Source organism: Paenibacillus sp. FSL R7-0297, from assembly GCF_038009025.1.
GTDB lineage: Bacteria > Bacillota > Bacilli > Paenibacillales > Paenibacillaceae > Paenibacillus_AQ.
In genome coordinates this window covers 622,785-649,618 of record NZ_JBBPAQ010000001.1, presented here as the reverse complement: position 1 = coordinate 649,618, position 26,834 = coordinate 622,785, and the positions used below count along the sequence as shown (strand labels likewise).

General features: G+C 51.7%; 24 protein-coding genes. 23 read left to right on the top strand and 1 reads right to left on the bottom strand.

Annotated elements, in window-relative coordinates; genetic code table 11:
• Window positions 1-83 precede the first annotated feature (83 nt).
• Window positions 84-905 carry a hypothetical protein gene (locus MKZ24_RS02755; protein ID WP_052415915.1) on the bottom strand — a complete coding sequence of 274 codons (822 nt, stop codon included), beginning with the start codon at window positions 903-905 and terminating at the stop codon, window positions 84-86.
• A gap of 303 nt (window positions 906-1,208) precedes the next feature.
• Between MKZ24_RS02755 and MKZ24_RS02750 the strand changes: the two genes are divergently transcribed.
• The 23 genes from MKZ24_RS02750 (at window position 1,209) to MKZ24_RS02640 (ending at window position 26,806) form a co-directional block, all read left to right on the top strand.
• A complete protein-coding gene (locus MKZ24_RS02750) occupies window positions 1,209-4,397 on the top strand; it encodes a PAS domain-containing protein (protein ID WP_063840058.1) in 3,189 nt (1,062 codons plus the stop codon).
• Complete coding sequence (locus tag MKZ24_RS02745; RefSeq protein WP_340781236.1) at window positions 4,394-5,020, top strand: C39 family peptidase; 627 nt, start codon at window positions 4,394-4,396, stop codon at window positions 5,018-5,020. The genes MKZ24_RS02750 and MKZ24_RS02745 overlap by 4 nt, the downstream gene beginning before the upstream one ends.
• A 198-nt stretch (window positions 5,021-5,218) precedes the next feature.
• Complete coding sequence (gene pulA / locus MKZ24_RS02740; RefSeq protein ID WP_042231942.1) at window positions 5,219-7,174, top strand: type I pullulanase; 1,956 nt, start codon at window positions 5,219-5,221, stop codon at window positions 7,172-7,174.
• 190 nt (window positions 7,175-7,364) lie between these two features.
• The gene (locus MKZ24_RS02735; RefSeq protein WP_042231945.1) at window positions 7,365-7,691 is read left to right on the top strand and encodes a PadR family transcriptional regulator; all 327 of its coding nucleotides are present in this window, start codon (window positions 7,365-7,367) and stop codon (window positions 7,689-7,691) included.
• Between the two features lie 5 nt (window positions 7,692-7,696).
• On the top strand, window positions 7,697-8,671 hold the full coding sequence (locus MKZ24_RS02730; RefSeq protein ID WP_340781235.1) for a permease prefix domain 1-containing protein: 975 nt from the start codon (window positions 7,697-7,699) through the stop codon (window positions 8,669-8,671).
• Window positions 8,672-8,955: 284 nt separating this feature from the next.
• Window positions 8,956-10,440 (top strand): glutamate synthase subunit beta, encoded by a 1,485-nt coding sequence (locus tag MKZ24_RS02725; RefSeq protein WP_340781234.1) that lies wholly within the window; start codon window positions 8,956-8,958, stop codon window positions 10,438-10,440.
• Window positions 10,441-10,879: 439 nt separating this feature from the next.
• On the top strand, window positions 10,880-11,422 hold the full coding sequence (yfcE, locus tag MKZ24_RS02720; protein WP_340781233.1) for a phosphodiesterase: 543 nt from the start codon (window positions 10,880-10,882) through the stop codon (window positions 11,420-11,422).
• A 147-nt stretch (window positions 11,423-11,569) separates the two neighbouring features.
• A complete protein-coding gene (locus MKZ24_RS02715) occupies window positions 11,570-12,601 on the top strand; it encodes an agmatine deiminase family protein (RefSeq protein WP_340781232.1) in 1,032 nt (343 codons plus the stop codon).
• 61 nt (window positions 12,602-12,662) lie between these two features.
• Window positions 12,663-13,538, top strand: a complete 876-nt coding sequence (gene aguB, locus MKZ24_RS02710) for an N-carbamoylputrescine amidase (protein ID WP_340781231.1) — start codon at window positions 12,663-12,665, stop codon at window positions 13,536-13,538.
• A 259-nt stretch (window positions 13,539-13,797) separates the two neighbouring features.
• Entirely contained in the window at window positions 13,798-14,613 is an 816-nt protein-coding gene (locus MKZ24_RS02705) for a transporter substrate-binding domain-containing protein (RefSeq protein ID WP_340781229.1), read from the top strand.
• A 110-nt stretch (window positions 14,614-14,723) separates the two neighbouring features.
• Entirely contained in the window at window positions 14,724-15,371 is a 648-nt protein-coding gene (locus tag MKZ24_RS02700) for an amino acid ABC transporter permease (protein WP_039299378.1), read from the top strand.
• Between the two features lie 15 nt (window positions 15,372-15,386).
• Window positions 15,387-16,109 (top strand): amino acid ABC transporter ATP-binding protein, encoded by a 723-nt coding sequence (locus MKZ24_RS02695; RefSeq protein WP_042241366.1) that lies wholly within the window; start codon window positions 15,387-15,389, stop codon window positions 16,107-16,109.
• A gap of 256 nt (window positions 16,110-16,365) precedes the next feature.
• Window positions 16,366-16,812, top strand: coding sequence for a tellurite resistance TerB family protein (locus MKZ24_RS02690; RefSeq protein WP_042132981.1), 447 nt, complete (start codon window positions 16,366-16,368; stop codon window positions 16,810-16,812).
• 123 nt (window positions 16,813-16,935) lie between these two features.
• Entirely contained in the window at window positions 16,936-17,532 is a 597-nt protein-coding gene (locus tag MKZ24_RS02685) for a TerD family protein (RefSeq protein ID WP_042132983.1), read from the top strand.
• A gap of 29 nt (window positions 17,533-17,561) precedes the next feature.
• Window positions 17,562-18,137: a TerD family protein gene (locus tag MKZ24_RS02680; RefSeq protein WP_042231962.1), complete on the top strand. Its 576-nt coding sequence runs from the start codon at window positions 17,562-17,564 to the stop codon at window positions 18,135-18,137.
• A 50-nt stretch (window positions 18,138-18,187) separates the two neighbouring features.
• On the top strand, window positions 18,188-18,769 hold the full coding sequence (locus MKZ24_RS02675) for a TerD family protein (RefSeq protein WP_042132987.1): 582 nt from the start codon (window positions 18,188-18,190) through the stop codon (window positions 18,767-18,769).
• 93 nt (window positions 18,770-18,862) lie between these two features.
• Window positions 18,863-20,185 (top strand): TerD family protein, encoded by a 1,323-nt coding sequence (locus MKZ24_RS02670; protein WP_042231965.1) that lies wholly within the window; start codon window positions 18,863-18,865, stop codon window positions 20,183-20,185.
• 27 nt (window positions 20,186-20,212) lie between these two features.
• Window positions 20,213-20,956 (top strand): TerC family protein, encoded by a 744-nt coding sequence (locus MKZ24_RS02665; protein WP_340781227.1) that lies wholly within the window; start codon window positions 20,213-20,215, stop codon window positions 20,954-20,956.
• Window positions 20,957-21,195: 239 nt separating this feature from the next.
• Window positions 21,196-22,404 carry an HpcH/HpaI aldolase/citrate lyase family protein gene (locus MKZ24_RS02660; protein ID WP_042231968.1) on the top strand — a complete coding sequence of 403 codons (1,209 nt, stop codon included), beginning with the start codon at window positions 21,196-21,198 and terminating at the stop codon, window positions 22,402-22,404.
• Window positions 22,405-22,480: 76 nt separating this feature from the next.
• On the top strand, window positions 22,481-23,773 hold the full coding sequence (locus MKZ24_RS02655; RefSeq protein WP_340790032.1) for a phosphoribosyltransferase family protein: 1,293 nt from the start codon (window positions 22,481-22,483) through the stop codon (window positions 23,771-23,773).
• Window positions 23,770-24,924 carry a cysteine protease StiP family protein gene (locus MKZ24_RS02650; RefSeq protein WP_042231973.1) on the top strand — a complete coding sequence of 385 codons (1,155 nt, stop codon included), beginning with the start codon at window positions 23,770-23,772 and terminating at the stop codon, window positions 24,922-24,924. The genes MKZ24_RS02655 and MKZ24_RS02650 overlap by 4 nt, the downstream gene beginning before the upstream one ends.
• Window positions 24,921-25,754, top strand: coding sequence for an HAD family hydrolase (locus MKZ24_RS02645; protein WP_340781223.1), 834 nt, complete (start codon window positions 24,921-24,923; stop codon window positions 25,752-25,754). The genes MKZ24_RS02650 and MKZ24_RS02645 overlap by 4 nt, the downstream gene beginning before the upstream one ends.
• Window positions 25,751-26,806, top strand: a complete 1,056-nt coding sequence (locus tag MKZ24_RS02640) for an ATP-grasp domain-containing protein (RefSeq protein WP_042231976.1) — start codon at window positions 25,751-25,753, stop codon at window positions 26,804-26,806. Before MKZ24_RS02645 ends, MKZ24_RS02640 begins: the two co-directional genes overlap by 4 nt.
• Window positions 26,807-26,834 lie beyond the last annotated feature (28 nt).

Below are 26,834 nucleotides of genomic sequence, written 5' to 3'. Positions count from 1 at the left end.
TGCCTCCTCCCGCCGCATGATGATGGTATCCTTTAACTACCATATGCGCCCGTACGGGCGGAAGATACAGGACAGGCAGGAGTTCAAGTGCCGATTTGCTTATGGGTAGCGGTAATAATCGCTGCAATCTTCTGCTCCAGCTCAATAATCTTCAGCTTGCTGGCTGCAATTTGCCGGTAGATGGAGACCATTGAGGATAAGGATTGGCCGGCCAGGACGGAGTTCTGCTTCCGGACCGCAGATTTGAAATCGCTCCAGTCCGCGGTAAGCCGTTTGTTTAATACGGAGGCTGCACTCTTCTGAGATTTCATTGAAATTTGCGCATTGTCCATTCCGGCCAGAATCTTACGGGCGGCGGCAACCCGCTGGGTGCGTGCATCCTTGGCAGCTTTGAGAAGGGCCTCCTTGTCGCGTATCTCCTGGCGGGCCAGCTGTACAAGAAGCTTCATTGCCTCGGACTGGGCCTTCAGTACGGAATTCAGCGTCTTGTCCTTCAGCCCTTTGAGCAGGGAAATTCGTTTGTTGAGCGTGCTGTATTGATCGAACAGCGGCTGGTAGCGTTCCTTGGCGCTTCTGACTGCTGCGGTAAGGCGGGCTACGGAAGCCTGGTCTATATTCTTGATGGCCTCCCGGACAACAATCAGCGCCTCTGCATTCTGATCATGAAGCGCTCTAATCTGTACCTCCCGGCTGTCATATTGGGCGGACAGGAGGGATAACTCGCTGTACTGGCTCTTCAGCCGGACGCGGACAGTACTATCTGCAGTTGCCGCTGTAAGATCAAAAGACGCCTGAACCGATGCAGTTATTACTGTCGGAGATGCAGCAGCGGACCCGGCCAGGGTGGCCAGGGTAATCAGCAGGGAGAGCAGCATTAAGGCGGCGTTCCTGCACAGATTCCTCATTAATATTCCTCCTCTTGTTTCCGTGTCCCGGTAATAGACGCAAAAAAGCACCCGCAGTAAAGGCCAATAGGCCTCTATTACGGGTGCTTCCAGCGTAATGAGTCACGGTTATATAATTACCTTTTAATATAGGGCGCACTTCTCTAATTGTCAATATTTACATTTTGGATTTCACTGAACCAATGGGGGCAGTACGTTTCATTCCCTGCTACTCTTATCGTATACTGTGAGATATAGAGGGACAAGCGAAGACAACAGAGAGTCTGCATAATCGCTGGCTCGAGATGAAGGAGGCCTTGTTTAATGGATAACTTGGCAGAGAATAGAATCATTCTGGATCAAGCATTCCTAATGTCTCCAGTGGGGATGGCTATACTGTCTTCTGAAGGAGACCGCTGGGTCATGGTTAACCCTGCTTTTTGCACGATGCTTGGCTGCAGTGAACCGGAGTTTCTCGCGGGCGCTTTATCCGGGACAGGCCGGATCCGGCCGGAAGAGCAGCGCGGATTCTCTTTACCCGATATCATGAAGGAGCTGTCGCAGACCAACGGGCAGCCTCTTGTGAAAGAGCTGCGTTTCCCGGGCAGCGGCGGGCGGCCGTTCTGGCTCTCCCTTACGTTTGTTCCGGCAGAAGCAGGACGGATAGACCGGAATATTATTGTATATGCACAGGATGTTACGGACCGCAAGATTGCTGACCAGCTGACAGTAGACAGCCGCGATCTGTATAACTTATTTATAAAAGATGATCAGAGCATGATTTCCTTCTCGCTGCCGGACGGGACGTTAAGCTTTATTTCCCCCTCCTCCTTCCCGCAGCTCGGGTATCTGCCGGAGGAGATGATCGGAAGAAACCGGGCAGAATTCTATCATCCGGATGATATTGACGGGATCAGCAGTTCCAATGGCTTGTTGAAGAATGATACCTACAGCCGCCGTTTGCGCCATAAGGAGGGGTATTATCTATGGTTTGAGATGTCTTTTCATGAAATCCGCGAGGAGAACGGTGAAATCACTCGAATCATGGGGATCGGGCGTAATGTGAACGGGCGCAAGCAGAGTGAGGAAGCTCTAGCTGCTGCCCAGCGGGTAGCCAGAATAGGTTCATGGGGCTGGGATTTGACCAAGGGCAAACTTTCTTTCTCGGAAGAGCTGCGGCGTATTCTACAGAATGCTGTCGGGGCTGACAATGTCGATTATGATACTTTTCTGGCGCTGGTCCATCCGGAGGATCTTACACTCCTGCAAGCTGCGGTGGAGCGTGCTGTAATCAAGGGGGAGTCCGGGGACACGTCTTACCGGCTGATTCTGCCGAAGGGAGACATCCTTGCGGTACATATCCAGTGGGATGTAACCTTCGGGCCGGGAGGCCAGCCGGTTCAGCTTATCGGCATGATGCAGGATGTTACCGAGCGGATGCAGATGGAGTTGCTGCTGCTGGAGAGCGAACGCAACTTCCGCCTGATGTCAGAGAATTCCCTCGATCTGATTTCCCGCCACGCCATTAAGGATAGTATATTCTTATACTGCTCACCGGTCAGCCGTTCGCTGCTCGGTTATGAGCCGGAAGAGATGATCGGCACCAGCGCATATCATTATTTGCATCCGGACGATCTCGATATGATGAGAGACATCATGTCCAAGAGCGTGAATTCCGGGTGTATCCCGCCGGTCTCCTACCGCTATCGCCATAAGAACGGCAGCTATATCTGGTTCGAAACGAACAGCCGTTATATTTTTGATGAACAGGGGCATGCGGTTGAGATTATTGCTGTCGGCCGGAATATTACAGAACGCAGAGAGTTCGAGTCGAAGCTGCAGGAGAATGAGCAGCGTTATAAATCTTTATTCGAGTACAATCCCTCAGCCGTATATTCCATGAATCTGCAAGGTGCCTATCTGACGGCTAATGCCAATCTGGAGAAGCTGAGCGGGTATTCGCTGGACGAGCTGCTGGGCAATTATTTCGGGCCGCTTGTGGCTGACAAGGATATCGGGAAGACGCTGCATCATTTCACTCTGGCTACCCAAGGCAAACCCCAGAGTTATGATCTGACGCTGATTCATAAGGATGGACATCTGGTGGAGATCAACACGACCAATATTCCTATTATTGTGGACAGGCAGGTTGTAGGTGTGTATGGAATTTCCCGCGACATTACAGACCATATCAGGTATACCGAGCAGATTGAGAAGCTGAGCAATGATTACACTCTGATCCTGAACTCGGTCTCCGAAGGGATATTTGGTCTGGATACCGGAGGGAGAGTGACCTTCATCAATCCTGCAGGCGCACAGATGCTGGGCTTTGAATATGGAGAGATCACAGGCCTTCCTTACCTGGACCACCTTCAACAGACGGCGCTGGACGGCATTCATTACCGGCCGGAGGAATCACCACTGATGCGGGCGGTGCGGGCAGGGGAATCTCATCAGAGCAAAGATGCGGTGCTGTGGCGCAAGGACGGCTCCAGCTTTCTGGCCGAATATCAGGTTACGCCGCTGTTTGACAAGGGCGAGCGCAAGGGAGCAGTCGTTGTCTTCCGTGACATTACCGATGAGAAGGAGATTATTAGAGCGAAGGAACTGGCAGAGAAAGCAGACCAGGCTAAATCGGAATTCCTGGCCATCATGAGCCATGAACTGCGGACGCCGATGAATGGAATTATAGGGATGACAGATCTGCTCACGGAGACGGAGCTTAATGAGGAGCAGCGGGGATATGCTGAGATCATTAGCGACAGCAGCGCGTCCCTGTTATATATTCTTAATGAAATTCTGGATTTCAGCAAAATAGAAGCCGGTAAAATGACGCTTACCCATGAGCCGGTCAGCCTGGAAGGACTGCTTGAAAGCGTAACGGATCTGTTCACGCCCAAAGCCCGGGAGAAAGGCATTGAACTCTCCTGCCATATGGCTCCTGATGTGCCGGAGCTGATTATGGGCGATGCCGCCCGCCTGCGCCAAGTGCTGGTGAACCTCGTCAGCAATGCGGTCAAATTCACGGAGAAGGGGCAAGTCTCTATCCATCTCGGTACGGAATACTGCCGGGACCGCAGGAAGCTGATACTGAAATTCAGTGTGCTGGATACAGGAATCGGAATTCCGCCGGAGAAACAGCCGCTGTTGTTCCAGTCCTTCTCCCAGCTTCATCCGTTCATCAACCGCAAATATGGGGGAACCGGACTGGGCCTCGCGATCTGCAAACGGCTGGTTGAGCTGATGGGCGGAGCGATCACCGTGGAGAGCGTTGAAGGAGAAGGCTCGGATTTCTATTTCACACTACCCATAGATATTGACATCGATCCTGATGGTGAGTGGGCGGAATCAGCTGATTCTGCTGACTCCGATCAGCATGTATCTATACCGGTTACCCCGGCAGATCCAGGGGGATCGAACGGAATCAGCCTTGAGCATGAGGCTGCCGGCAAGGAACTGCTGCTTCCTGCGCAACGTGTATTGCAGCATTGCCGGAATAGGGTATCCCTATGAGCGGACAGCCGTCCAGCCGGCAGTTGAAGGCGGAACCTTACACGCAGTGGGAAGCGGGAGTAGCCTCTCCCGCCTCAGCCTGCGGTCCGGCAACTATGGCCGCGCTTATGGAATATTGGCACACGCGTATGGGCAGGCTGTTTATTCCGGGGGCCGGTCATTTTGATTCCAAAGCAGCACATATCAATTACATATACACGCATCATGGCGGAACACCTTGGGGGATGAGTGTGCGCAGCTTCGCCAAAGGTCTCCGGGCCTACATCAGCCATGCTGCTACGCGCGGGAAGGATAGCTCCGGACTGCTTACGGTATCCGTATTTAATGATATCGCAAAATACAAAGCCGAGATCGATGCCTCGCGGCCTGTAGCGCTTAAATTTGATAAATGGTTCAGCCTCCGCTGGCGGGGAAGTTATGTCTATGATTATCATTGGGTGCTTGGAATCGGTTATGAGGATCATGCTGATGGCACATGTACGCTGGTTGTCCATGACAATGGGGTACGCCATCCGGGCCATGGGTATATTCCTGGCCAGGAGCGGCGTATTTCATATACAGCGAATCAGGCAATCCTTACGATGGTTGCGCTTAACATAGCGGAATCTTTAGAGGCACCTTAACGGCATAAGGAATGGCTAACCTGCTGACTGAAGTACACAACGGGACTGCAGAGAGGTTCGGCCTTCCGGCATTACATAATACAAACGTTTGCACAAAACGTAAGACTAGGATAAAATTCCATTTATGAAGAATGGATTTAGTGTAACTCCCAGTTATGCAGACGTATATTTTAATAAAGGGTAAAGGAGGCGGGGGCCTTGTCCGTACAAAAGGAAATGAAGGAACCAATCTATTATGGTGATCCGGCGGCTACCAGCGGTATATCCGTGTTTGACCGGGAATTTGATGAACTGTTCAGCTACGACGGGAGCGATCTTGGCTTGAGCTACTCAGTGACCGGCTCGGCGTTCTGTTTATGGGCGCCTACCGCCCAGGAAGCAGAGCTTGTGCTCTATGAATCCTGGCAGGAGGCAGCCGGACAGCATATTCCTATGATCCGGGATGTCCGGGGAACCTGGAGAATCACCGTTCCCGGTGACCTGAACGGGAAATTCTACACCTACCGTGTGCGGCTGGGCGATTTGTGGAATGAAGCAGCAGATCCCTACGCCCGTGCTGTCGGCGTGAATGGTGACAGAGGTGCGGTTCTTGATATGCGTATGACAGATCCTGAGCATTGGACGCAGGATCTGCCGCCGCTGGAGGATCCGGTTGATGCGGTGATCTATGAGCTTCATCTGCGCGACCTGTCCATGCATCCCGCCAGCGGGATTACGCATAAAGGACAATATTTAGGCCTGGCAGAAGCCGGGACACGCGGCCCTGAAGGGATTCCGACCGGCCTTGACCATATTGCGGCCCTTGGGGTGACTCATGTGCAGCTGCTCCCTGTCTACGATTATGCTACGGAGAGCGTGGATGAGACCCGGCTGGATCAGCCGCATTATAATTGGGGATACGATCCCAAGAACTATAATGTGCCTGAAGGCTCCTATGCTACAGACCCGTATGTGCCGGGTCTGCGCATCAAGGAACTGAAGACGATGATACAGGCGCTGCATGACCGCGGCCTGCGTGTCATAATGGATGTTGTCTACAATCATGTCTATGACGGGTTCCGCGTGAATTTTACCAAGCTGGTTCCCGGCTATTATCTGCGCTATAAAGAGGACGGCAGGCTGTCCAACGGCTCCGGCTGCGGTAACGACACCGCTTCTGAACGCAAGATGATGTCACGTTTCATCGTGGAGTCGGTCGTCTACTGGGCTGAGGAATATCATATCGACGGCTTCCGCTTCGATCTGATGGGCTTGCTTGATATTGGCACCATGACAGAAATCCGCCGCCGGCTCGATGAGCTTGATCCTTCCCTGATGACTATAGGGGAGGGCTGGGTGATGGACACGGAGCTTGCAGAGGATCTCCGCGCCAACCAGCGCCATGCCAATGAGCTGCCGGGCATCGGACATTTCAACGACGGTTACCGCGATGCGGTCAAAGGTAATATTTTTCTGCATGACCAGAAAGGCTTCATTAGCGGCGGTAGCGGCTTTGAACGGAATGTGAAGGCCGGGATTGCCGGAGGGATCTACTACGGGCCGGGCCTCGGGCAATACGCCCAGGAGCCGCAGCAAAGTGTTAACTATGTGGAGTGCCATGACAACCACACGTTATGGGATAAGCTTCTGCTGTCCACCGGAGGGATAACGGATGAACAGCGCTGCGCCATGCACCACTTAGCCTCAGCGATGATCCTGACCAGCCAGGGGATTCCCTTCATCCATGCCGGGCAGGAGTTCATGCGGACCAAGGACGGGATCGAGAACAGCTATAAATCGCCCGTGGAGTACAACTGGCTGGACTGGGAACGCTGCGCCGCCCATGCAGAATCTGTAGATTACATGAAGCGGCTGATTGCGCTGCGCGCGGCACGTCCCGCCTTCCGGCTGCGGACTGCCGATGAAATCCGGGACCATCTGGTCTTCGAGGAGTCTCCGGCGCATTCGGTTGCCTTCTCGCTAAGAGATCATCCCGGGGGAGATTCCGCACAGCATCTCTACATCCTGTACAATGCCAATCCGGATGGGGCCGTTCTTGAGCTGCCCATGCTGGGGCAATGGAGGGTTCTGTTCGGCGAGGAGCATGCGGGACAGCTGGACAGCGGCATTTTAGCGGCTAGAGGCATTGGAATGATTGTACTTGCTGTGCTGTAATCAAATAGTTCTAAATCACAGAAACAGACTGCCCAGGCAGTCTGTTTCTGTGCGAATAAGGACAACAAAGCTGTTTCTGCTTGGGTTAAAAATAAATTTTTTATCGGGATAAATAGTACTTCATCTGTCGTAGTAGTTGTGTTATTATGAAATTAATTACTACGACAGATGAAGTATAGGAGGCAGGCAATTGATCAGCAGTGACGTTATCCGGGGATACAACGATACGATGATCCTCTACATGCTTCTGGACGGGGAGTCTTACGGCTATGAGATCTCCAAGAATATACGGAAGCTCTCGGAAGAGAAATACATTATGAAGGAAACCACGCTCTATTCCGCATTTACCCGGCTGGAGAAGAACGGATACATCGATTCATTTTATCTGGATGAGACTTTTGGAAAAAGGCGCACTTATTACCGTATCACTCCCCAGGGACGGGCGTATTACCGCGCCAAATGTGAGGAATGGCAAGTTACGCAAGAAGTCATCAACAAATTCATAAAGGAGCTGTGATGAACTTGGATACAATTATAGGTTATCTGAACAATATGTTCGCTTCTCTGCCCAGGACGGAACAGATGCATAAGCTGAAGCAGGAGCTGCTTGGCAACATGGAGGAGAAGTATCACGAACTGAAGGATGACGGGAAGTCGGAGAACGAAGCGGTAGGTATCGTCATTTCCGAATTCGGCAATATTGATGAGCTGATCAGCGAGCTGGGCATCGGGGAGGTCCGTAAGGAAGAGCTGGTTCCGATGCTTACTGAAATGGAGACGGAGGAATTCATTGCTGCCAAAAGGAGATCAGGGCTGCTTATAGGTCTTGGCACAGGGCTGATTATGGTGGGCGCCGGCCTGCTCATTCTGATTGCGAGTCTTGGGGAGAACGGGTTTATGAGCTCTGTCTTTTCGGAGGATGCGATGAGCATGATCGGGGTAGGCTTTCTGTTAGTTCTGCTGGTTCCGGCTATTGCGATGTTTATCTACAGCGGCATGCGAATGGAAAAATATAAATTTATGGAGTCCGGATTCAGTTTGCCTTACCATCTGCAGGCTGAGGTTGAGCGGAAACAGTCCGCTTTTGCCGCAACCTATATGCTGTCGCTCATCATGGGAGTCAGCCTGTGCGTATTATCGCCAATTGCTATTTTTGTAGCTTCAGCCTTTGGAGATGACGCTTCTTCGTATGGGGTAGTGATTCTGCTGGCTGTGGTGGCAGTAGCTGTATTCCTCTTTGTCTATTACGGGAGTATCCGGGGAGCGTATCAGATGCTGCTGAAAACCGGGGATTTCAGTAAAGAAAAGAAGGAAGAGGACCGGGTCATCGGTGCAGTAGCCTCCATCGTCTGGCCGCTGGTTACCTGCGTCTTTCTGGTCAGCGGGTTTGTGTACGATCAGTGGCACATCAACTGGATTGTGTTCCCGGTTACGGGGATATTATTCGGGGTATTCAGCGCCGCCTATACTATTATAAAGGGAAAAAATCCGGCCTAAGCTCGGTGTCCGCGCCATTTGTCGCAAAAGGTGACATTGCTCATGTTCGCGGCCGGTAGATAGATGATAATATGAAGGCATTTATTCCCCCTTATTACAACTGTGCAAGGGCCTGTACCGGGGTGATTCCATACCCCGTTGCAGCTCCTTGCTTCGCTGCTTTACAGTGACAGAATGACGGCCCGGCGACAGAAGAGTAGGTTTCTTTTTGGAGCCGAAAGTGGGCATGAATGCCGCTTATTACATTTCCGGCGGCCAATCAGAGAGACTCGGAGGAGACAGGAATGGGTAAAGCAACCGGATTTTTAGAATATCAGCGGCGTACGCCTGCTGAATGCGAGCCTTTGGAACGGATTAAGAATTGGAATGAATTTTCGGTACCTCTGGAAGAAGAGCAGCTGCGGGAGCAAGGTGCCCGCTGCATGGATTGCGGAACACCGTTCTGCCATGTAGGACGTCTGCTTAGCGGGATGGCCAGCGGCTGCCCGCTGCACAACCTCATTCCGGAATGGAATGACATGGTATACCGCGGTAACTGGGAGGTAGCGCTGAAACGGCTGCATAAGACGAATAACTTCCCTGAATTTACAGGACGCGTCTGTCCTGCGCCTTGTGAAGGCGCTTGTACCGTTGGTAAGAATGGCGATCCAGTAACCATTAAATCCATTGAGAAGTCGATTGTAGATAGAGGTTTTGCCGAAGGCTGGATTGTACCTGAACCGCCGCTTACCCGTACGGGTAAAAAGGTTGCGGTTGTGGGTTCCGGACCCGCAGGACTTGCCTGTGCGGCCCAGCTGAACAAGGCGGGGCACAGTGTAACTGTATACGAACGGGCTGACCGGATCGGTGGTCTGCTAACCTACGGCATTCCGAACATGAAGCTGGACAAGAAGAAGGTACAGCGCCGGGTGGACCTGCTGGCGGCCGAAGGAATTACCTTCGTTACACGGACCGAAATCGGCCGGGATATCCCTGCGGAGCAGCTGCAGGAAGAGCATGATGCCGTAGTTCTCTGCGGCGGATCTACCAAGGCGCGGGAGCTTCCGCTGGAAGGCCGGGATTTGCGCGGCATCCATCAGGCAATGGAGTTCCTGACCCTGAACACGAAGAGCCTGCTGGATTCCGGGCTGGCTGACGGAGAATATCTGTCGGCGGCAGGCAAGGATGTTGTTGTTATCGGCGGTGGTGATACAGGTACGGACTGTGTAGCTACCTCTATCCGCCATGGTTGCCGAAGCGTCATCCAGCTGGAGATTATGCCACAGTCGCCGCTCACCCGTCAGCCGGGCAATCCTTGGCCAGAGTGGCCGAAGGTGCTGAAGGTCGATTACGGGCAGCAGGAGGCCGCTTCTCTATATGAAGAAGATCCGCGCCGCTATCTTGTGAACACCAAGCGCTTCGCCGGCGACACGAACGGACATGTGCAGGAGCTGCATACCGTGCGCATTGAATGGAAGCGTACGGAGGACGGCCGGATGATGCCGGTTGAAGTGCCGGGCAGTGAAGAGGTTATTCAGGCGCAACTGGTGCTGCTGGCGCTGGGGTTCACCGGACCGGAGGAAACGGTACTTGGACAGCTGGGTGTAGCACGCGATGAGCGCTCCAATGTTAAGGCTGAATTTGGCACGCAGGCCACGAGTGTGAAGGGTGTCTTCACTGCCGGCGACATGCGGCGCGGCCAGAGCCTAGTGGTCTGGGCAATTAACGAGGGCCGGCAGGCTGCCCGTGAAGTGGACCGCTTCCTGATGGGCTCGTCCAACCTGCCATGAGAAGCTTTTAGATATACGGAGTAAGCGGAGTTAACAGTAGGGCGCCCCGCCGGGGCGTCTTGCTTTGCGTTAACCGGGCGGGGGCGTTTACAATGGATGCATGGAATTACCCATTCCTCCTGTTTGATTCGGTGCTGGCAGGACCAGAACCGGAGATTCTTAAGTTCACATTGCACAGGCATAGTTGTTGTACGTATTGCAACTTTATTTGGGCGACACCGGGGTGTTTGGGAGGATTAGGGCCGGGAATATGAGGAGAATGTTGTATTTCGTGCAGGATTCCACCGCCAAGAGTGGGTGGTCCAAAAATTCCTGTGGCAGCAGAGGCTGGGATTTCAAAAAAATCACCATATCACCAGAGACTGAAGCTCATAGTGGAACTGAGGCTTTACCCGGACATCATTAAGCTCAAGCTATATAACGGAGAGGAAGAACAAGGATGAAACTGATGTTTATTTCCGATATTCACGGGTCCCTGCACTGGCTGGAGCAGGCATTGGCCAAGGCGGAGGAGGAGCAGCCGCACACGCTGGTTATTCTGGGAGACTTCCTGTATCACGGGCCGAGAAATCTGCTGCCCGAGGGTTATAATCCACAGGGGGTCGCCGACAAGCTGAATGCTTACGGTAAATCGCTGGTTGCCGTGAGAGGGAACTGTGATGCTGAAGTAGACCAGATGCTGCTGCAGTTCCCGATGATGGGCGACTACGTAATGATTCTTCATGAGGGCCGTAAGATTTACGCTACGCACGGGCATGGATTCAGCATCGATAACTTGCCGGCGCTGTCCCCGAGGGATGTGTTCATCCAGGGACATACACATCTGCCGGTGGCGGATATGAGGGAAGGCATTGTCGTGCTTAACCCCGGATCGATCTCCCTTCCCAAAGAGAACAATCCCAATTCTTACGGAATCCTGGACAATGGTGAATTCAGCATCAAGGATTTCGCCGGCAATGTCATTAAGCATATTACACTGTAAAATAGCAATATAACGCTAATCCCTCTGGATATTTCCAGGGGGATTATTGCGGTCCGGCAATTGAGCACACAGGCATATTATTGTATGATGGGTGAGGAGCTTGCGGCTAACAGGGCAGCTTCAAATATAAACGGCAGAGGTAACTAAATGACGTATCCCAAAGATTTAAACTATACAATGCCGGCGGAATGGGCCCAGCATGAACGGACCTTCATCTCCTGGCCGGTGCAGGACTCTATGGTATATCCGGACAACCATGCGGCGGTAAGCGCAGGTTATGCCGAGATTATCAGAGCCATTGCCGAGTTCGAGCCAGTAACGGTGATCGTGAACCCTGATGATATGGAGACTGTAGAACAGCTTGCACTGGGTGCTAATGTGACGCTGCTGCCCATCCGGCATAATGATGCCTGGCTGCGCGATAACGGACCGACCTTTGTGGTGAATGCGGAAGGCAAGCTTGCCGGCGTGAACTGGAAGTTCAATGCCTGGGGCGGCAAATATACGCCATGGGACCTTGACGATAAGGTAGCTCCGCAAATTCTGGAACAGCTGGAGATCAGCAGGTATGATGCACCGCTTGTGATGGAGGGCGGATCAATCCATACCGATGGTGAAGGAACACTGCTGACTACCGAAGAATGTCTGCTGAACACGAACCGCAATCCCGAGCTGGACCGGGAAGAGATCGCCGGCTTAGTGAAGCAATATACGGGGACAGAATCGATAATCTGGCTGAAGCGCGGCCTCAGCGGGGACGAGACGGACGGTCATGTTGATAATATCGCGTGCTTCGCTGCGCCGGGCAAGGTGATCATCCAGGTCTGCGGAGACCCGCAGGATGAGAACTATGCCATTTCGGAGGAGAACCTGCGTATTTTGGAGCAGGCTACCGATGCCAAGGGACGGAAACTGGAGATCATCCGCATTCAGCAGCCGCCCCGTGTTGATTATGAAGGCAGCCGGTTGACCCTGAGCTATCTGAATTTCTATTTCGTGAACGGCGGGATTATCCTGCCGGTATTCGGCGGTACGGCGGCAGAGACAGACAGGCTAGCCGAAGAGACGCTTGCCGGGCTGTTCCCGGAACGCAGAATCCGTACAGTGAACGGAATGGCTGTAATCGGTGAAGGCGGGAACGTGCACTGTACAACCCAACAGATGCCTGCAGTGAACTAGGGTATAGGCAGTTACAGCTCGCCCAGATGGGAATCTTAAGTTCGTAAGAGGAGGAACAACCATGAGAAAAGTAAAAGTAGCCGCAACACAAATGAGCTGTTCCGGCGACATTGATGAGAATATCCGTAAGGCGGAGACACTGGTCAGAGAAGCGGCGGCCCAGGGTGCGCAGATTATTCTGCTGCAGGAGCTGTTTGAGACTCCGTATTTCTGCCAGAAGGAGAAATCCGATTATTACGCCTACGCCACCGAGCTTGAGCACAACAAGGCGGTGAATCACTTCAAGGCGGTAGCCAAAGAGCTGGAAGTGGTGCTACCGATCAGCTTTTATGAGAAAAAGAACTATGCACGTTACAATTCGCTGGCCGTGATTGATGCCGACGGAACCGTGATGGGCAAGTACCGCAAGAGTCATATTCCTGACGGCCCCGGCTATGAGGAGAAGTTCTACTTCAACCCGGGCGATACCGGCTTCAAGGTGTGGAATACCCGTTATGCCAAAATCGGCGTCGGCGTCTGCTGGGATCAATGGTATCCGGAAGCAGCGCGGGTGATGAGCCTGATGGGGGCGGAGATTCTGTTCTACCCTACAGCTATCGGCTCGGAGCCGCAGGACGGCTCGATCGACTCCAAGGATCACTGGCAGACCTGCATGCTGGGCCATGCAGCGGCTAACCTGATTCCTGTTGTAGCCTCCAACCGGATCGGGGAGGAGATTGACGAGGATTCCAGCATTAACTTCTACGGCTCTTCGTTCATTGCCGGCCCGCAGGGCAACAAGGTTGCTGAAGCCGGACGCGATGAGCAGGGTGTACTGGTCAGTGAGTTTGATCTCGACGCGCTTGAAGTAGGCCGGATCGAGTGGGGAATCTTCCGCGATCGCCGTCCGGAGCTGTACCGGCTGATTGCTTCGTATGACGGGGATTTGACGTTCTAATTGGAAATGAATGAATTGAATAACAGTTATGATAGCAAGCAGCCAGGACACTGCCGGGGATTCACTCTCCGGACAGCCTCCTGGCTGCTTTTTATATGAAGATAGACCTGAATTCTAAAGTTAGGTGGCTGTAAATGTTACAATACATCGATATTATGTCATGTTATATAACATATGCAGGAAAAGTTAATTGTCACCATCGCTTTAATCTGATAAAATCTCTTTAAGTTATTTTATAAATAAGTAGGGGGATTGGAGCATGGGAATCAGTAAAAAATGGGCAATGTCAGGTATGGTGGCATTCCTGGTCCTGGCAATGGTCGGCTGTGGTTCGGATAATAACGCAGGCAGCGGCAAAGCGGCCGGCGAGAGCATCAAGTTCGCCAGCGATGCCAGTTATGCACCTATGGAGTATATGGATACAGACACTATCAAGGGCTTTGACATTGATTTCATTAAGGCAGTTATGGAGGAAGCGGGTATTGACTACACCGTGACCAACACAGGCTGGGATACGATGCTGACCAGTGTTCAGCAAGGCACTGAATATCAGGCGGGCCTATCTTCGGTATCCATTACAGATGAGCGCAAGGAAACCTATGACTACTCCATTCCTTATTTCGAATCTACGAACATGATCATGGTCAAGGAAGGCAGCGATATCAAGTCCGCCCTTGATTTGAAGGATAAGAAAGTTGCCGTTCAGGCAGCAACAACTGCGGATGATCTGATGAGCGGCATCATGGGCATCGACAACGGCAACCTGAAGCGCTTTGACAGCAATGCGGTAGCCCTGATGGAGCTGAACGGCGGCGGAGCGGATGCAGTGGTTGCGGATATCGCCATCGTGAACGAATATATCAAGAATAATCCGAATGAGAAGCTGACCGGTATCATCGACAAGGAGAACTTCGGTTCCGAGTATTACGGCATCCTGTATCCTAAGGGCAGCGAATGGAAAGCGAAGCTGGACCCGGCGATCAAGACGGTTATCGAGAACGGCAAATATGCGGAAATCTACAAAGAATGGTTCGGCGATGAGCCGGATACGGCCACACTTTTGAGCGCAGAGTAAGCGGAATAACAATTAAGCATGCGTAATGATTGCTATTGCGCATGCTTCTTTTTTTGAAACACAAGAGAAACATAGAGAAAGCTATAAGCAGAAGAGAAGGGAAGAGTTCTATGGATTTCAGATTTGACATCATCGTTCATTATTTACCGGTTTTACTTAAGGGAACTTTATTTACCATAGGCGTATCGCTGGTTTCGATCCTGTGCGGGTCCATTCTGGGACTGGTTATCGGGTTCGGCAAAATGGCGCCCAGATGGTATTTCCGCTGGCCGTTTCATGCGTATATCAACATCTTCCGCGGAACACCGTTGTACGTCCAGATTCTGATCGTCCATTTCGGACTCATTCCGTTGTTCTATGGTAAAACCTATGCGCTGATGAGCGCATTTGTGGCGCTCTCGCTCAATTCCGCGGCGTATTCCGCTGAAATTTTCCGTGCCGGCATCCAATCAATTGACCCCGGACAACGGGAAGCCGCCCTGTCACTCGGGATGACCAAACTCCAGGCGATGCGCTTCATTATTCTGCCTCAGGCCATCAAACGGATGGTTCCGGCGTTCGGGAATGAATTCATCGTCCTCGTCAAGGATTCCTCGCTGCTGGCGCTGATTGCCGCACCGGAGATTATGTACTGGAGCAACACCATGAAAGGCCAATATCTGCGGATCTGGGAGCCTTATCTGACCGCTGCACTGATCTATTTCATTCTAACCTACTCCCTCAGCAAGCTGCTTAATTATATCGAACGGAAGGTGTAACCCCATATGGAGCCTATAATCTCAGTCAAACATCTGCATAAATCCTTCGGCACCCATAAGGTGCTGACTGACATTAGCGTCGATATCCACAGTCAGGAGGTAGTGGTGGTGATCGGACCTTCGGGTTCGGGCAAATCGACTTTTCTGCGCTGCCTGAATCTGCTGGAGCAGCCCCAGGAGGGCGATATTATGATTGAAGGCACTTCCTTGATGGCCAAAAGCACAAGGATTAACGATATCCGTACCGAAGTGGGCATGGTGTTTCAGCAGTTCAATCTGTTCCCGCACAAAAAAGTAATCGAGAACATTATGCTGGCCCCGATGCAGGTCCGTAAATGGCCTGCAGATAAAGCCCGGCAGAAAGCACTGGAGCTCCTGCAGAAGGTGGGACTGAGCGAGAAGGCGGAGATGTATCCTTCTTCACTTTCAGGCGGTCAAGCCCAGCGTGTAGCGATTGCGCGCGCTTTGGCGATGGAGCCGAAGATTATGCTTTTTGATGAACCGACCTCTGCACTGGACCCCGAAATGGTCGGTGAGGTGCTGGCCGTAATGAAGGATTTGGCCCGCGAAGGAATGACTATGGTCGTGGTAACGCATGAAATGGGCTTTGCCCGTGAAGTAGGAGACCGTGTCCTCTTTATGGAGCAGGGAATTGTAGTGGAGCAGGGAGTGCCCGAGCAGTTGTTCGGAAATCCGTCACATGAGCGCACCAAGGAATTCCTGTCCAAGGTACTGTGAGAATCTGTCAAAGTAGAATATTGTTATTTAATCGGTTATATTAGAAGAGTAAGAATTAGGCAATGGGACCATTGGTTGAATATCTGCCCGGAATGGCGGGGAGGAGGCTCGGGGATATCTTTTTTTAAAGTATAAGGATTTATGGGCTACGCATAATAATTTATCCTTATATTTCCGGCAGAAGCGGATATGGTGCTTATAGTACGGCACAGCCCGTTCTACTGGTCATAATTCAGAATGATAGAAGGAGAATACGATGAGCACATTTAAAAATTGGCTGAATACGACAAAAACCGGACTGACAGAACAGGTTAAGAAGTTTAAAAATAAAGACTTTATGAACGCGGTAGTGGCAGGCTGCGCACTGGTTGCTGCGGCTGACGGCAAGATTGAGGAATCCGAGAAGAACAAAATGGCCGGATATATGAACCTCAGCAATGAATTGAAGGTATTTGACATGAGAGATGTCATCAATCAGTTCAATTTCTATGTGAGCAACTTCGAGTTCTCGCCGGAAATCGGCAAGCAGGAAGCGCTCAAGTCGATCGCGAAATTCAGCGGCAAACCGGAGATCGGACGTGTAATTGTGGGCGTATGCTCCGCGATTGGTGCGGCTGACGGCGACTTCGATGAGCATGAGAAAGCGGTTGTCCGGAATATCTGCAGTGTGCTGGGACTGAGCCCAAGCGAATTCAGCCTGTAATACAGGCCGGAGGGCATCCGCAATTGGATGAAACTTAGGCGTTACTCCATCGTATCACTGATATAACACCCGCAAGAAGGACTTACAGGCAGTGATTACTACTGGAAACGGAGGTACGTAAAGTTGGCTGGAATCAATCTGGTAAAAGGTCAGAAGATCGATTTAACTAAAGGGAATGCCGGACTGTCTAACGTTATCGTAGGATTGGGCTGGGACCCTGCCGAACCGGCAAGAGGCTTCTTTGGTGTCAAGAAACAGGCGAATGTGGACTGCGATGCTTCCGCTCTGCTGCTGAATGAGAATGGCAAGCTGACCAATAAGCTGAACCTCGTCTGCTTTCACAACAAACAGAATACGAACAACTCTGTAGTTCACTCGGGAGATAACCTGACGGGTGAAGGAGACGGGGACGACGAACAGATCATGGTGAATCTGAAGTCGATTCCTGCCGATGTCCATAAGGTTCTGGTTGTGGTCAACATCTACGATGCGGTGAACCGCAAACAGGATTTCGGGATGATCAAATCGGCGTATATCCGGATTATCAACGCGGCCGGGAACGGTGAACTGATCAAGTTTAATCTGACGGACAATTACACAGGCTTCACGGCACTGATCTGCGGCGAGCTATACCGCCATGGCGAAGAGTGGAAATTCGCAGCCATCGGTGAAGGCGCGCACGCAGCACATATTAATCAACTGGCTGAACGTTATATCTAATTCCAATTTGAGAAAAGAGGGTTCTATTCATGGCTATTAACTTATCCAAGGGACAAAAAATCGATTTGACCAAAACTAATCCGGGCTTGTCCAAAATTACAGTCGGCCTCGGATGGGATACGAATAAATACGATGGCGGGAAGGACTTCGACCTTGACGTGTCTGTATTCCTGACGAATGCTAACGGCAAAGTGGATAAAGAAACGAACTTTATCTTCTTCAACAACAAGCAGAACGAGAACGCTTCCGTTGTTCACACCGGCGACAACCGCACAGGTGAAGGCGACGGAGACGATGAGCAGATTCAAGTTGATTTGCTCAATGTTCCTGCGGATGTTGATAAAATTGCTTTCACCATTACCATCTATGAAGCAGAATCCAGAAGCCAGAACTTCGGACAAGTCTCCCGTTCCTATGTGCGTATCGTCAATGATGCGAACAGCGAAGAGCTGATCCGCTTTGACCTGGGTGAAGATTTCTCCGTTGAAACCGGCGTTGTAGTCGGCGAATTGTACCGAAATGGCGCAGAGTGGAAGTTCAATGCCATCGGCAGCGGCTACAAAGACGGCCTCTCCGGACTGACCCGTGATTACGGTCTGCAATAAGACCCGTGCGACTTCGGAATTAAATCTTTGAGGAAAGAAGGTTTTTGCCAGTGACGATCAGTCTTTCCAAAGGACAGCGGATTGATCTTACCAAGACCAATCCGGGCCTGACGAAGGTAGTTGTAGGACTTGGCTGGGATACAAACAAGTATAGCGGCGGCAAGGATTTCGACCTGGATGCTTCAGCATTTCTGCTGCATGAGGACGGCAAAGCCAAAGGCGAAGACGACTTTGTATTCTATAACAACCCAAGCGGCGGGACAGGCTCTGTAACCCATACAGGCGATAACCGTACAGGTGAAGGCGACGGGGACGATGAGCAGATTCTTGTGGATTTCAGCCTGGTGCCCGCGAATATTCAGCGCATTGGGATTACAGTGACGATCTATGATTATGAGACACGGGTGCAGAACTTCGGACAGGTATCGAACGCATTTGTTCGTGTTGTAGATGCTTCCAGCGACCGCGAGATTCTGCGGTTTGACCTGGGTGAGGATTTCTCCACCGAGACAGCTGTTGTCTTCTGTGAATTTTACCGCCATGGGGCGGATTGGAAGTTCCAGGCGATCGGCAGCGGGTTTGCCGGCGGGCTCAGCGCTCTATGCAAGAATTATGGACTGGATGCACAATAAAGCTTCAAAGGCGGGATCATCATCGATCCTGCCCTTTTTATAGACAAAAGTGTATAAGTTGCACTCTTATCCATTTATAAAGGTGGCGTAAGAATGAGTACTGAAGTAGTTAAAGGGCAGAAAGCAGACCTGACCAAAGGAAACCCGGGTACCCGCAATATCATTGTAGAGATCGGATGGAAAGCTCCATCTTCAATGGATATTGACGCCTCTGCATTCCTGCTCGGGGCGCAAGGCAAAGTAAATAGTGACGATGATCTGATCTTTTATAATAATCCGTCAACACCTTATATCAGATATAAGGATGTGCCGGGTGCAGCTTCAGGAGGACTTAAGCAGTTCGAGGTGGGATTGGACAAGATTCCTGCAGGTATCGCGAAGATTGCCTTTACCCTTACTCTGTATGATGGCGAGAACCGCAAGCAAATGTTCGGACAGATGAGCGAGGCCCAGTGCCGGATCCTGGATCAGGCGACAGGGGCGGAAATTCTGCGGTGTAACCTGGGAAATCATTTCTCTGTGGAAACAGCTGTTGTGGTAGGAGAATTATATAGATACGGCGAAGAATGGAAATTCAGTGCGATCGTTGCAGGCTTCTCCGGCGGACTCAAAGCCCTGTGCGGCAACTATGGAATAGAAGTGGAGGATGAGCCTGCTCCGGCGGCTGCACCGCAGCCGGTGAAGACGGAGGCACCGCCGGAGCGCACGAAGCTTCCGGTGCCGCCGCCGCGGGTAGAGCAAGCCAGACCTGCTATAGTAATTCCTCCTCCGCCTGCGCCAAAGCAGACGGAAGCTCCTGCTCCGCCGCTGAACCTCAATCTGAAGAAGATTGAGCTGAAGAAGAAGGGCGATTCCATCAACCTGAAGAAATCAGCCTCCGGTCTCGGGGAGCTCGTAATCAACCTGAACTGGAATCAGAAGCAGGGTGGTGGACTGTTCAGCCGTAACAAGGGCGGCGTGGACCTGGATCTTGCTTGCCTGTATGAACTCAAGAACGGCAGCAAGGGAGTTGTGCAGGCACTGGGCAATGCGTTCGGCAACCTGCAGCAGCCGCCTTACATCATGCTGGATGGGGATGACCGGACCGGCTCCGTAACATCCGGCGAGAATCTGCGTATAAACGGGAGTAAGGTTGCACAAATCGAAAGAATTTTAGTTTTTTCTTTTATTTACAAGGGAGTTACCAACTGGTCTGAGGCGGATGGGGTGGTTACCCTGAAGCAGGATGGAGGACCAGATATTGTCGTTAATCTGGACGAGCATAACAACCGTAAGGGCATGTGCGCCATCGCGCTGATCCGGAATGTAGGCAACGAGACCTTTAGTATTGAACGCCTCGTGCAATATTTCAGCGGTCATAAGGAGATGGATGAGGCTTATGGCTGGGGGCTTCGCTGGGTAGCGGGCAGCAAATAATTTTATTTTACCGGAGGCGCAAGTGGAATGGACTGGTTCAGTGATTTTTTTAGGAGTATCAGTGAGAATTATGGGCATTTCTTCTCCTGGAGTGATGTTGTAGCGACGCTCTCCGATCCTGTCAGCTGGGGGATTATCGGGAGTCTGGTTCTGCTGGAGGGCCTGCTCTCCGCAGATAATGCGCTCGTGCTGGCGGTAATGGTTAAGCATTTACCGAAAGAGCAGCAGCGTAAGGCACTATTTTACGGGATACTCGGCGCTTATTTATTCCGATTCTTGGCGATTGGTCTGGGTACCTTCCTGATTGGATTCTGGGAGGTTAAGGCTCTGGGTGCTCTGTACCTCTTCTACATTGCTTATAAAGGTCTGTTTAAGGGTGGCGGAGAAGAAGGGGAGACGAAGAACAAAGGCACCTCTTTCTGGAGGACGGTACTCCTGGTTGAATTAATGGATATTGCCTTCAGTATTGACAGTGTAGTTGCTGCATTCGGTCTTAGTAATCAAGTCTGGGTGCTCTTCCTGGGCGGGATCCTCGGCGTGCTGATGATGCGCGGAGTGGCCCAGGTATTCCTTAAGCTGATTGCCAGATTTCCTGAACTGGAACAGTCAGCCTTCCTGCTCATTGCACTTATTGCCGGTAAGATGCTTGCCGGTGCGTTCGGTTATGAAATGCCGCATGTGATCTTCTTCACCATTCTGATCGCAGTGTTTGTGGGTACAATCCTCTACAGCTCCGCTAAACGCAAAAAAGAAGAAAGCCGTAAAGCCTGATTTACCTGATGTATATGTTCATCTCTTCATAGCTTTACAGGAAGGCGGGGAGTTCACGGGAAGGGTGGACTTCGGCGCGCTTCCGGGTAATCGTTATATGTTATAGCATGGCCTTTGCTTGTATTTTGAGAAAGCCGGATGCCGTCCCCGAGAGGACGGCATAGCCGGTTCTGCTGCTCTCTATCTATAAGGAGAGGCTATTCGTTTTGTGCTTGGCACAACATTAAGGGGGAAGGGCCTTGAGATATTTCGATTACCTTACGCAAGAACAGGAAACTTCATTATTTCATGTTCCGCCGGTTTCATTTGATCATACTACCAGCAAGGATTTACTGGCTTATGCCGTCGGAGCTGCTCTTTATATGCCTGCTACCCGTTCCAGCGTTGCCGAAGATATTATTAAGCTGAGAGCCTCGGGGCTTGTTACGGTTATTATAGATTTGGAGGATGCCATCGGTGACGGAGAAGTTGACTATGCAGAGGAATCAGTCGTAAGACATTTGGCCTTCCTGTCGGCATATGCCGAGAATGAGCCGGAGCTGCGCAGCAGTCTTCCGCTGTTGTTCATCCGCGTACGCCATCCGGAGCAGCTGCGGGATCTGATTTTCCGGCTGGGCTCTTTAATTTCAATGCTGACCGGCTTTGTATTTCCTAAGTTCTCCACCCTGAACGGTGTGGAGTATTTTGAGGCTATTGCCGATTACAATAACACGCGCATCTATTCAGCCCCGGTACTGTACGGGATGCCGATACTGGAGAATGCTCCGATTATCTACCGGGAGAGCCGGATGGACAGCCTGCTGGCGATCCGGGATCTGCTCGGGCAATACCGTGAATATGTGCTTAATGTCAGAATCGGAGCAACGGATTTCTCCAGCCTGTTCGGACTGAGGCGCAGCCCGGATATCAGTATCTATGATCTGACGCCAATCCGCGACTGCATGTCAGATATTATCAATGTATTCGGCCGGGTGGAAGAAGGCTATGTCATCTCAGGCCCCGTATGGGAATACTTTTCCAATAAAGGGCACCGGGTACTTCGTCCGCAGCTTCGTGAGACGCCCTTTGAAGACACTTACGGCAAACATGGCCGCGAGATGCGCAACAATTTCATCTCCAGCTCGATGGACGGGCTGATCCGTGAAGTGATTTTGGACAAGGAAAACGGGATTGTGGGCAAAACGATCATTCATCCTTCTCATCTCAGACCCGTGCAGGCGATGTATACAGTAATGCATGAAGAATATGTGGACGCCTTGAGTATTGTGGACAGCAACGATGGCAGCCGCGGAGTGTTCAAGAGCGAATATTACAACAAGATGAATGAAATTAAGCCGCATTTGAACTGGGCTAGACGTATTTTACTACGATCTCAAATATACGGGGTGTTACATGAACAACAGCATTTTGTCGGATTACTACCCGAGAACGAATATACACACGTTTAATATCGTCGAGAATCTGCAGGTTACGGTAACGGAAACCTCCAACCCCTTTCATATGCCCGTGGAATCCTTATTCTCCATGGCCGCGCGCATCAACAAGAAACGCTCTTTTCTATTCGTCAGCAAAGTGCTTGGCAAACATATTCCTGTAGGTCCCTATACCCCTCTGCTTAGCGGAGCGGCACTTGCTCTCCTCCTGTACTTAGAGATGAGTGCGGATAGCGCTGAACGGGAGATTATGGACAAGCTGATGAGCGAGGCAGTTCATGGACTGATTTATCCTGAATTTGCGGAAAAGGCCTATCATGATCTGCTTGCTGCACGTCTGGTTCTGCCTCAACCTGCCCTATTTATCGGCTTTGCCGAAACCGCTACCGCCCTGGGCCACAGCATGTACAACATGTTTGCCGGCGGAGCCTCATATATTCATACGACCCGTGAGAATATTCCTGAATTGGAATCGGTAGTCACCTTCGAAGAGGAGCATTCCCATGCGGTAGATCATCTCTGTTATGCCTTGAATCCTAAGCTGTTATCGGGAACAGAGCCGATTGTGCTGGTGGATGATGAGATTACGACCGGCAATACGGCGATCAATACCATTCGTGATATCCAGTCCAAATTCCCGCGCCGGGAGTATGTAGTGGCTTCGCTTCTGGATTGGCGGAGCAACGCGAATATTCAGGCTTACCGTGATCTGGAGCAGGAGCTGGGGATTAGAATCACCGCCTTATCTTTGCTGCAAGGCAGCATTGAGGTGACTGGAACCCCTCTGCTGAAGCCGCAAGCCGGAAGCGGAGAACCATCCGCAGCAGTTGCAGAGCTAGTGACCACGTATATACAGGACGGGTTAGAGCGGCTGCAGGTGTCCTCTGCGGATGCGCAAGGTGTTGTGAATCTCTCCCCCTATTTGAAATACAGCGGCCGTTTTGGTCTGGATTCTGCAGATAACCGGCGGATTGATGAAGGCGTCAGCCGGGTAGCCGGGAAGCTCCGGGACTTGCGGGAAGGCACCCGCACTTTGGTGATGGGCGTAGGCGAGTTCATGTATCTGCCGATGCGGATCGCGGCGGAGATGGGGGAAGGCGTGTCTTATCAATCCTCCACCCGCAGTCCAATCCATCCGCAGCGGCGTGCAGACTATGGCGTGCACAGCGCAGCCGCGTATCCGTCCGCAGGTGACACGGAGATTACGAATTTCATCTATAATGTTGATCCCGGCCAGTACGACGACATCTTCGTACTGCTTGAGCGTGAGGTGCCCCGGGAGCGGATTGAACCAATGACGGATATTTTGCAGAGGCTGGCCGGTAATAAGGTGCATCTTATTATACTGGCTTCTGAACCAGAAACTGGAGGCTCACGGATATGAAGGGATTAGAAATTGAAGAGATTATGAACAGAAGAATATCCCCTCCGGTTCCGCTGGGCAGCTACCCTGCTTCCGATGTTACCTTTCTGCTTAAGGACCTCAGCAATGTATCCCTGGAGCGGGGAACAGCCGAGCGGGAGGAAGCGATCCAGTCCGGTGTACATTATTCAGAGATGCTTCCTGTAGAATATCAGCCGACAGAGCAGTATATCGAATTGTTCCATGAGACGCTGCAGCATACGGCGAAGAAGGTGGCGCTTGCTGTAGCTGTTGTATCTGAGATGATTGTGGCTCAGCGGGGAACGGCGAATACGGTGCTGGTCTCACTGGCTAGAGCAGGTACCCCGATAGGCGTGCTGATCAAACGGTATATTCTGGAGCGGTATGAAGCCGATCTGCCGCATTACAGTATTTCGATTATACGGGGCAAAGGTATCGATGAGAATGCTGTGCTATATATGCTGCAGCAGCATGGAACTGATGCGGAGCTGCAGTTCATCGATGGCTGGACTGGTAAAGGGGCTATCCGCCAGGTACTCATTGAGGCTTGCGAGGGTATGTACAAGAAATATGGGATTACCCTGAATGATGATCTGGCGGTGCTCGCCGATCCCGGATATTGTTCGGGAACCTTCGGCACAAGGGAAGATTATCTGATCCCAAGCGCTTGCCTGAACTCTACGGTATCCGGATTGATGAGCCGTACGGTGCTCCGCGACGATCTGATCGGACCGGAGGAGTTCCACGGGGCAAAATTCTACAAGGAATGGCTGGATAGTGATCTGTCTAATGTATTCGTGGAAGCTGTGACTCCTTATTTCCGGGAGGTGGCTGCGGAGGGGCTGAAGCTTGCTGAAGAGATGCAGGAGGATCCTCCGGAGATTACCTGGCAGGGGCTGGCTGATATCCGCAGTATTCAGGAGACCTTCGGCATTGATAATATCAATCTGGTGAAGCCGGGGGTTGGCGAGACTACCCGTGTGCTGCTGCGCAGGGTACCCTGGAGAATCCTCGTTGATCGGCTGGACAATCCCAACCTTCGGCATATTCTGCTGTTGGCTGAAGACCGCGGTGTACCTGTAGAGGTATTCCCCGGACTCACGTATTCCTGCTGCGGGATCATTAAGCCGCTGAAAGGGGAGAGTGAATGATCTACGCCAGTGATCTGGACCGTACACTGATCTACTCTTTGAATGCCATAGGAGTTCCCGGGGATGCCCCCGGTCTGGTGCCGGCCGAAGTGATTGACGGCAGAACGGTCTCGTATATTTCGCAGCAGGCTCTGGATATGCTGAAAGAGCTTGCGGCGAAGATCGTCTTCATGCCGGTGACTACGCGCACCATCGCACAGTACCGGCGGATCAACCTGTTCCAGGAGACCGTTATTCCGGATTATGCCGTTACCAGTAATGGAGGCAATATTCTCGTGAACGGTGTGGTGGACCTGGAATGGCGGGCGGCTGTCGGGCGGCTGGTGGAACGCGGTTCCGTGCCGGCTGAGGAGGCCGGAAGGATTGTCCGCTCTGTAGTGCGGGCAGAATGGATTACCAGCGAGCGGTATTGCGACGAGCTGTTCTATACCTTCGTAGTGCATCGTGATTCTCTGCCGCTGGATGAGATTACCCGCATGGCTGAGCGGCTGGATGGACTGGGCTGGAAGGTATCGCTGCAGGGGCGCAAGCTCTACATTGTGCCGGAGGCTGTGAACAAAAGTGACGCGATCCTTCATGTCCGCCGTACCGTCCGGTCGGAGCCGATGGTCGCTTCAGGCGATTCCCTGCTGGACAAGAGCCTGCTGGCGGCTGCGGACTATGCCATTGCCCCCTGTCACGGAGAAATATTTGCCGAGCAGCAGGCGGGTCTAGTAAACTTAGAGTATCCTTTCACGAAGCAATCGGGTGTATTTGCCGGGGATGAGATTATGCAGTATGTTCAAACGATTTATAATAATTTGACAGCATTGGGAGTTGGGCCACAATGAAAAAGGTAAATATATATTTCAATCGCTGGTTTTCCGTGGCTTTTCATTACATGAACCTCATCCGGAACAATGAAGACGGCATCCCGGTTCAAATATTCGCCACCCACCCGGATATCCGCCATATGTCGCTGCAGGGCGCTGATGTTGCGGGGGCCGAGCCTGAGCTTACGGGAATCGAATATGTGCAGTTCTGCGTTGATTTCTGCCGCCGCAATGAGATTGATATTTTCATTCCGCGGCTGCATATGCTGGATATCTCCCAGCATGTGTCCTTGTTCGAGGCCATCGGGACGAAGGTGCTGGTCTGCCGCGATCAGGACCTGCTGGAAATGATTATGGATAAAGGCAAGTTCTACGAGAGTGTGAAGTCTAACGGAATTATGACGATTCCAGATTACCATGTCGTAAGTAATGCAGAGCAGTTCAAGGAAGCCTACGAAGAACTCGTATCCAAGGGACATAAGGTCTGCTTCAAACCGACCGAAACAGAGGGTGGTCTCGGATTCCGGATTATAGATAATAACCGCAGCCCGCTTGAAGAGCTGTTTGGACATGTAACACCGTTGATTTCATTCCAGGATGCTTATCGTATTCTTTCCGGAGCGGAGAGTTTTCCTAATCTGATGGTTATGGAGCTGCTAGAGGGATATGAATATAGTATTGATTGTCTGGCAGATGCGCATGGGAATCTGCTTGCCGCTGTCCCGCGCCGTAAGGCGGGCGGACGGCTACGGCTGATGGAGCATATTCCGGAGCTGGAAGAGGTTGCCCGCAGGGTGGCTGAAACCTACCGGATTCCTTATAATTTCAATGTCCAGATGAAATACAGCGGCGATGTACCCAAGCTGCTTGAGATTAATCCGCGGATGTCCGGGGGCCTGCATATCTCATGTCTGTCCGGGATTAACTTCCCTTATCTGGCGGTCAAAAGCGCTCTGGGCGGCGAAGTTCAGCCTGTGGAATTCGCGCACAATGTCTTGGCAAGCCATGTTGAACAGCCGCTGATCATGAAAATAAACGGAGAATCCGTGGTTACGGATTCCGTGAATTGAGTGTGGAGCATTCACGCTCATAAGAGGT

What these genes read in the sequence shown, in the direction of transcription:
- MKZ24_RS02755 (WP_052415915.1), bottom strand. Translation starts at nt 905, where the DNA reads ATGAGGAATCTGTGCAGGAACGCCGCCTTAATGCTGCTCTCCCTGCTG.
- MKZ24_RS02750 (WP_063840058.1), top strand. Translation starts at nt 1,209, where the DNA reads ATGGATAACTTGGCAGAGAATAGAATCATTCTGGATCAAGCATTCCTA.
- MKZ24_RS02745 (WP_340781236.1), top strand. Translation starts at nt 4,394, where the DNA reads ATGAGCGGACAGCCGTCCAGCCGGCAGTTGAAGGCGGAACCTTACACG.
- MKZ24_RS02725 (WP_340781234.1), top strand. Translation starts at nt 8,956, where the DNA reads ATGGGTAAAGCAACCGGATTTTTAGAATATCAGCGGCGTACGCCTGCT.
- yfcE (WP_340781233.1), top strand. Translation starts at nt 10,880, where the DNA reads ATGAAACTGATGTTTATTTCCGATATTCACGGGTCCCTGCACTGGCTG.
- MKZ24_RS02715 (WP_340781232.1), top strand. Translation starts at nt 11,570, where the DNA reads ATGACGTATCCCAAAGATTTAAACTATACAATGCCGGCGGAATGGGCC.
- aguB (WP_340781231.1), top strand. Translation starts at nt 12,663, where the DNA reads ATGAGAAAAGTAAAAGTAGCCGCAACACAAATGAGCTGTTCCGGCGAC.
- MKZ24_RS02705 (WP_340781229.1), top strand. Translation starts at nt 13,798, where the DNA reads ATGGGAATCAGTAAAAAATGGGCAATGTCAGGTATGGTGGCATTCCTG.
- MKZ24_RS02700 (WP_039299378.1), top strand. Translation starts at nt 14,724, where the DNA reads ATGGATTTCAGATTTGACATCATCGTTCATTATTTACCGGTTTTACTT.
- MKZ24_RS02690 (WP_042132981.1), top strand. Translation starts at nt 16,366, where the DNA reads ATGAGCACATTTAAAAATTGGCTGAATACGACAAAAACCGGACTGACA.
- MKZ24_RS02680 (WP_042231962.1), top strand. Translation starts at nt 17,562, where the DNA reads ATGGCTATTAACTTATCCAAGGGACAAAAAATCGATTTGACCAAAACT.
- MKZ24_RS02670 (WP_042231965.1), top strand. Translation starts at nt 18,863, where the DNA reads ATGAGTACTGAAGTAGTTAAAGGGCAGAAAGCAGACCTGACCAAAGGA.
- MKZ24_RS02665 (WP_340781227.1), top strand. Translation starts at nt 20,213, where the DNA reads ATGGACTGGTTCAGTGATTTTTTTAGGAGTATCAGTGAGAATTATGGG.
- MKZ24_RS02655 (WP_340790032.1), top strand. Translation starts at nt 22,481, where the DNA reads ATGGCCGCGCGCATCAACAAGAAACGCTCTTTTCTATTCGTCAGCAAA.
- MKZ24_RS02650 (WP_042231973.1), top strand. Translation starts at nt 23,770, where the DNA reads ATGAAGGGATTAGAAATTGAAGAGATTATGAACAGAAGAATATCCCCT.
- MKZ24_RS02645 (WP_340781223.1), top strand. Translation starts at nt 24,921, where the DNA reads ATGATCTACGCCAGTGATCTGGACCGTACACTGATCTACTCTTTGAAT.
- MKZ24_RS02640 (WP_042231976.1), top strand. Translation starts at nt 25,751, where the DNA reads ATGAAAAAGGTAAATATATATTTCAATCGCTGGTTTTCCGTGGCTTTT.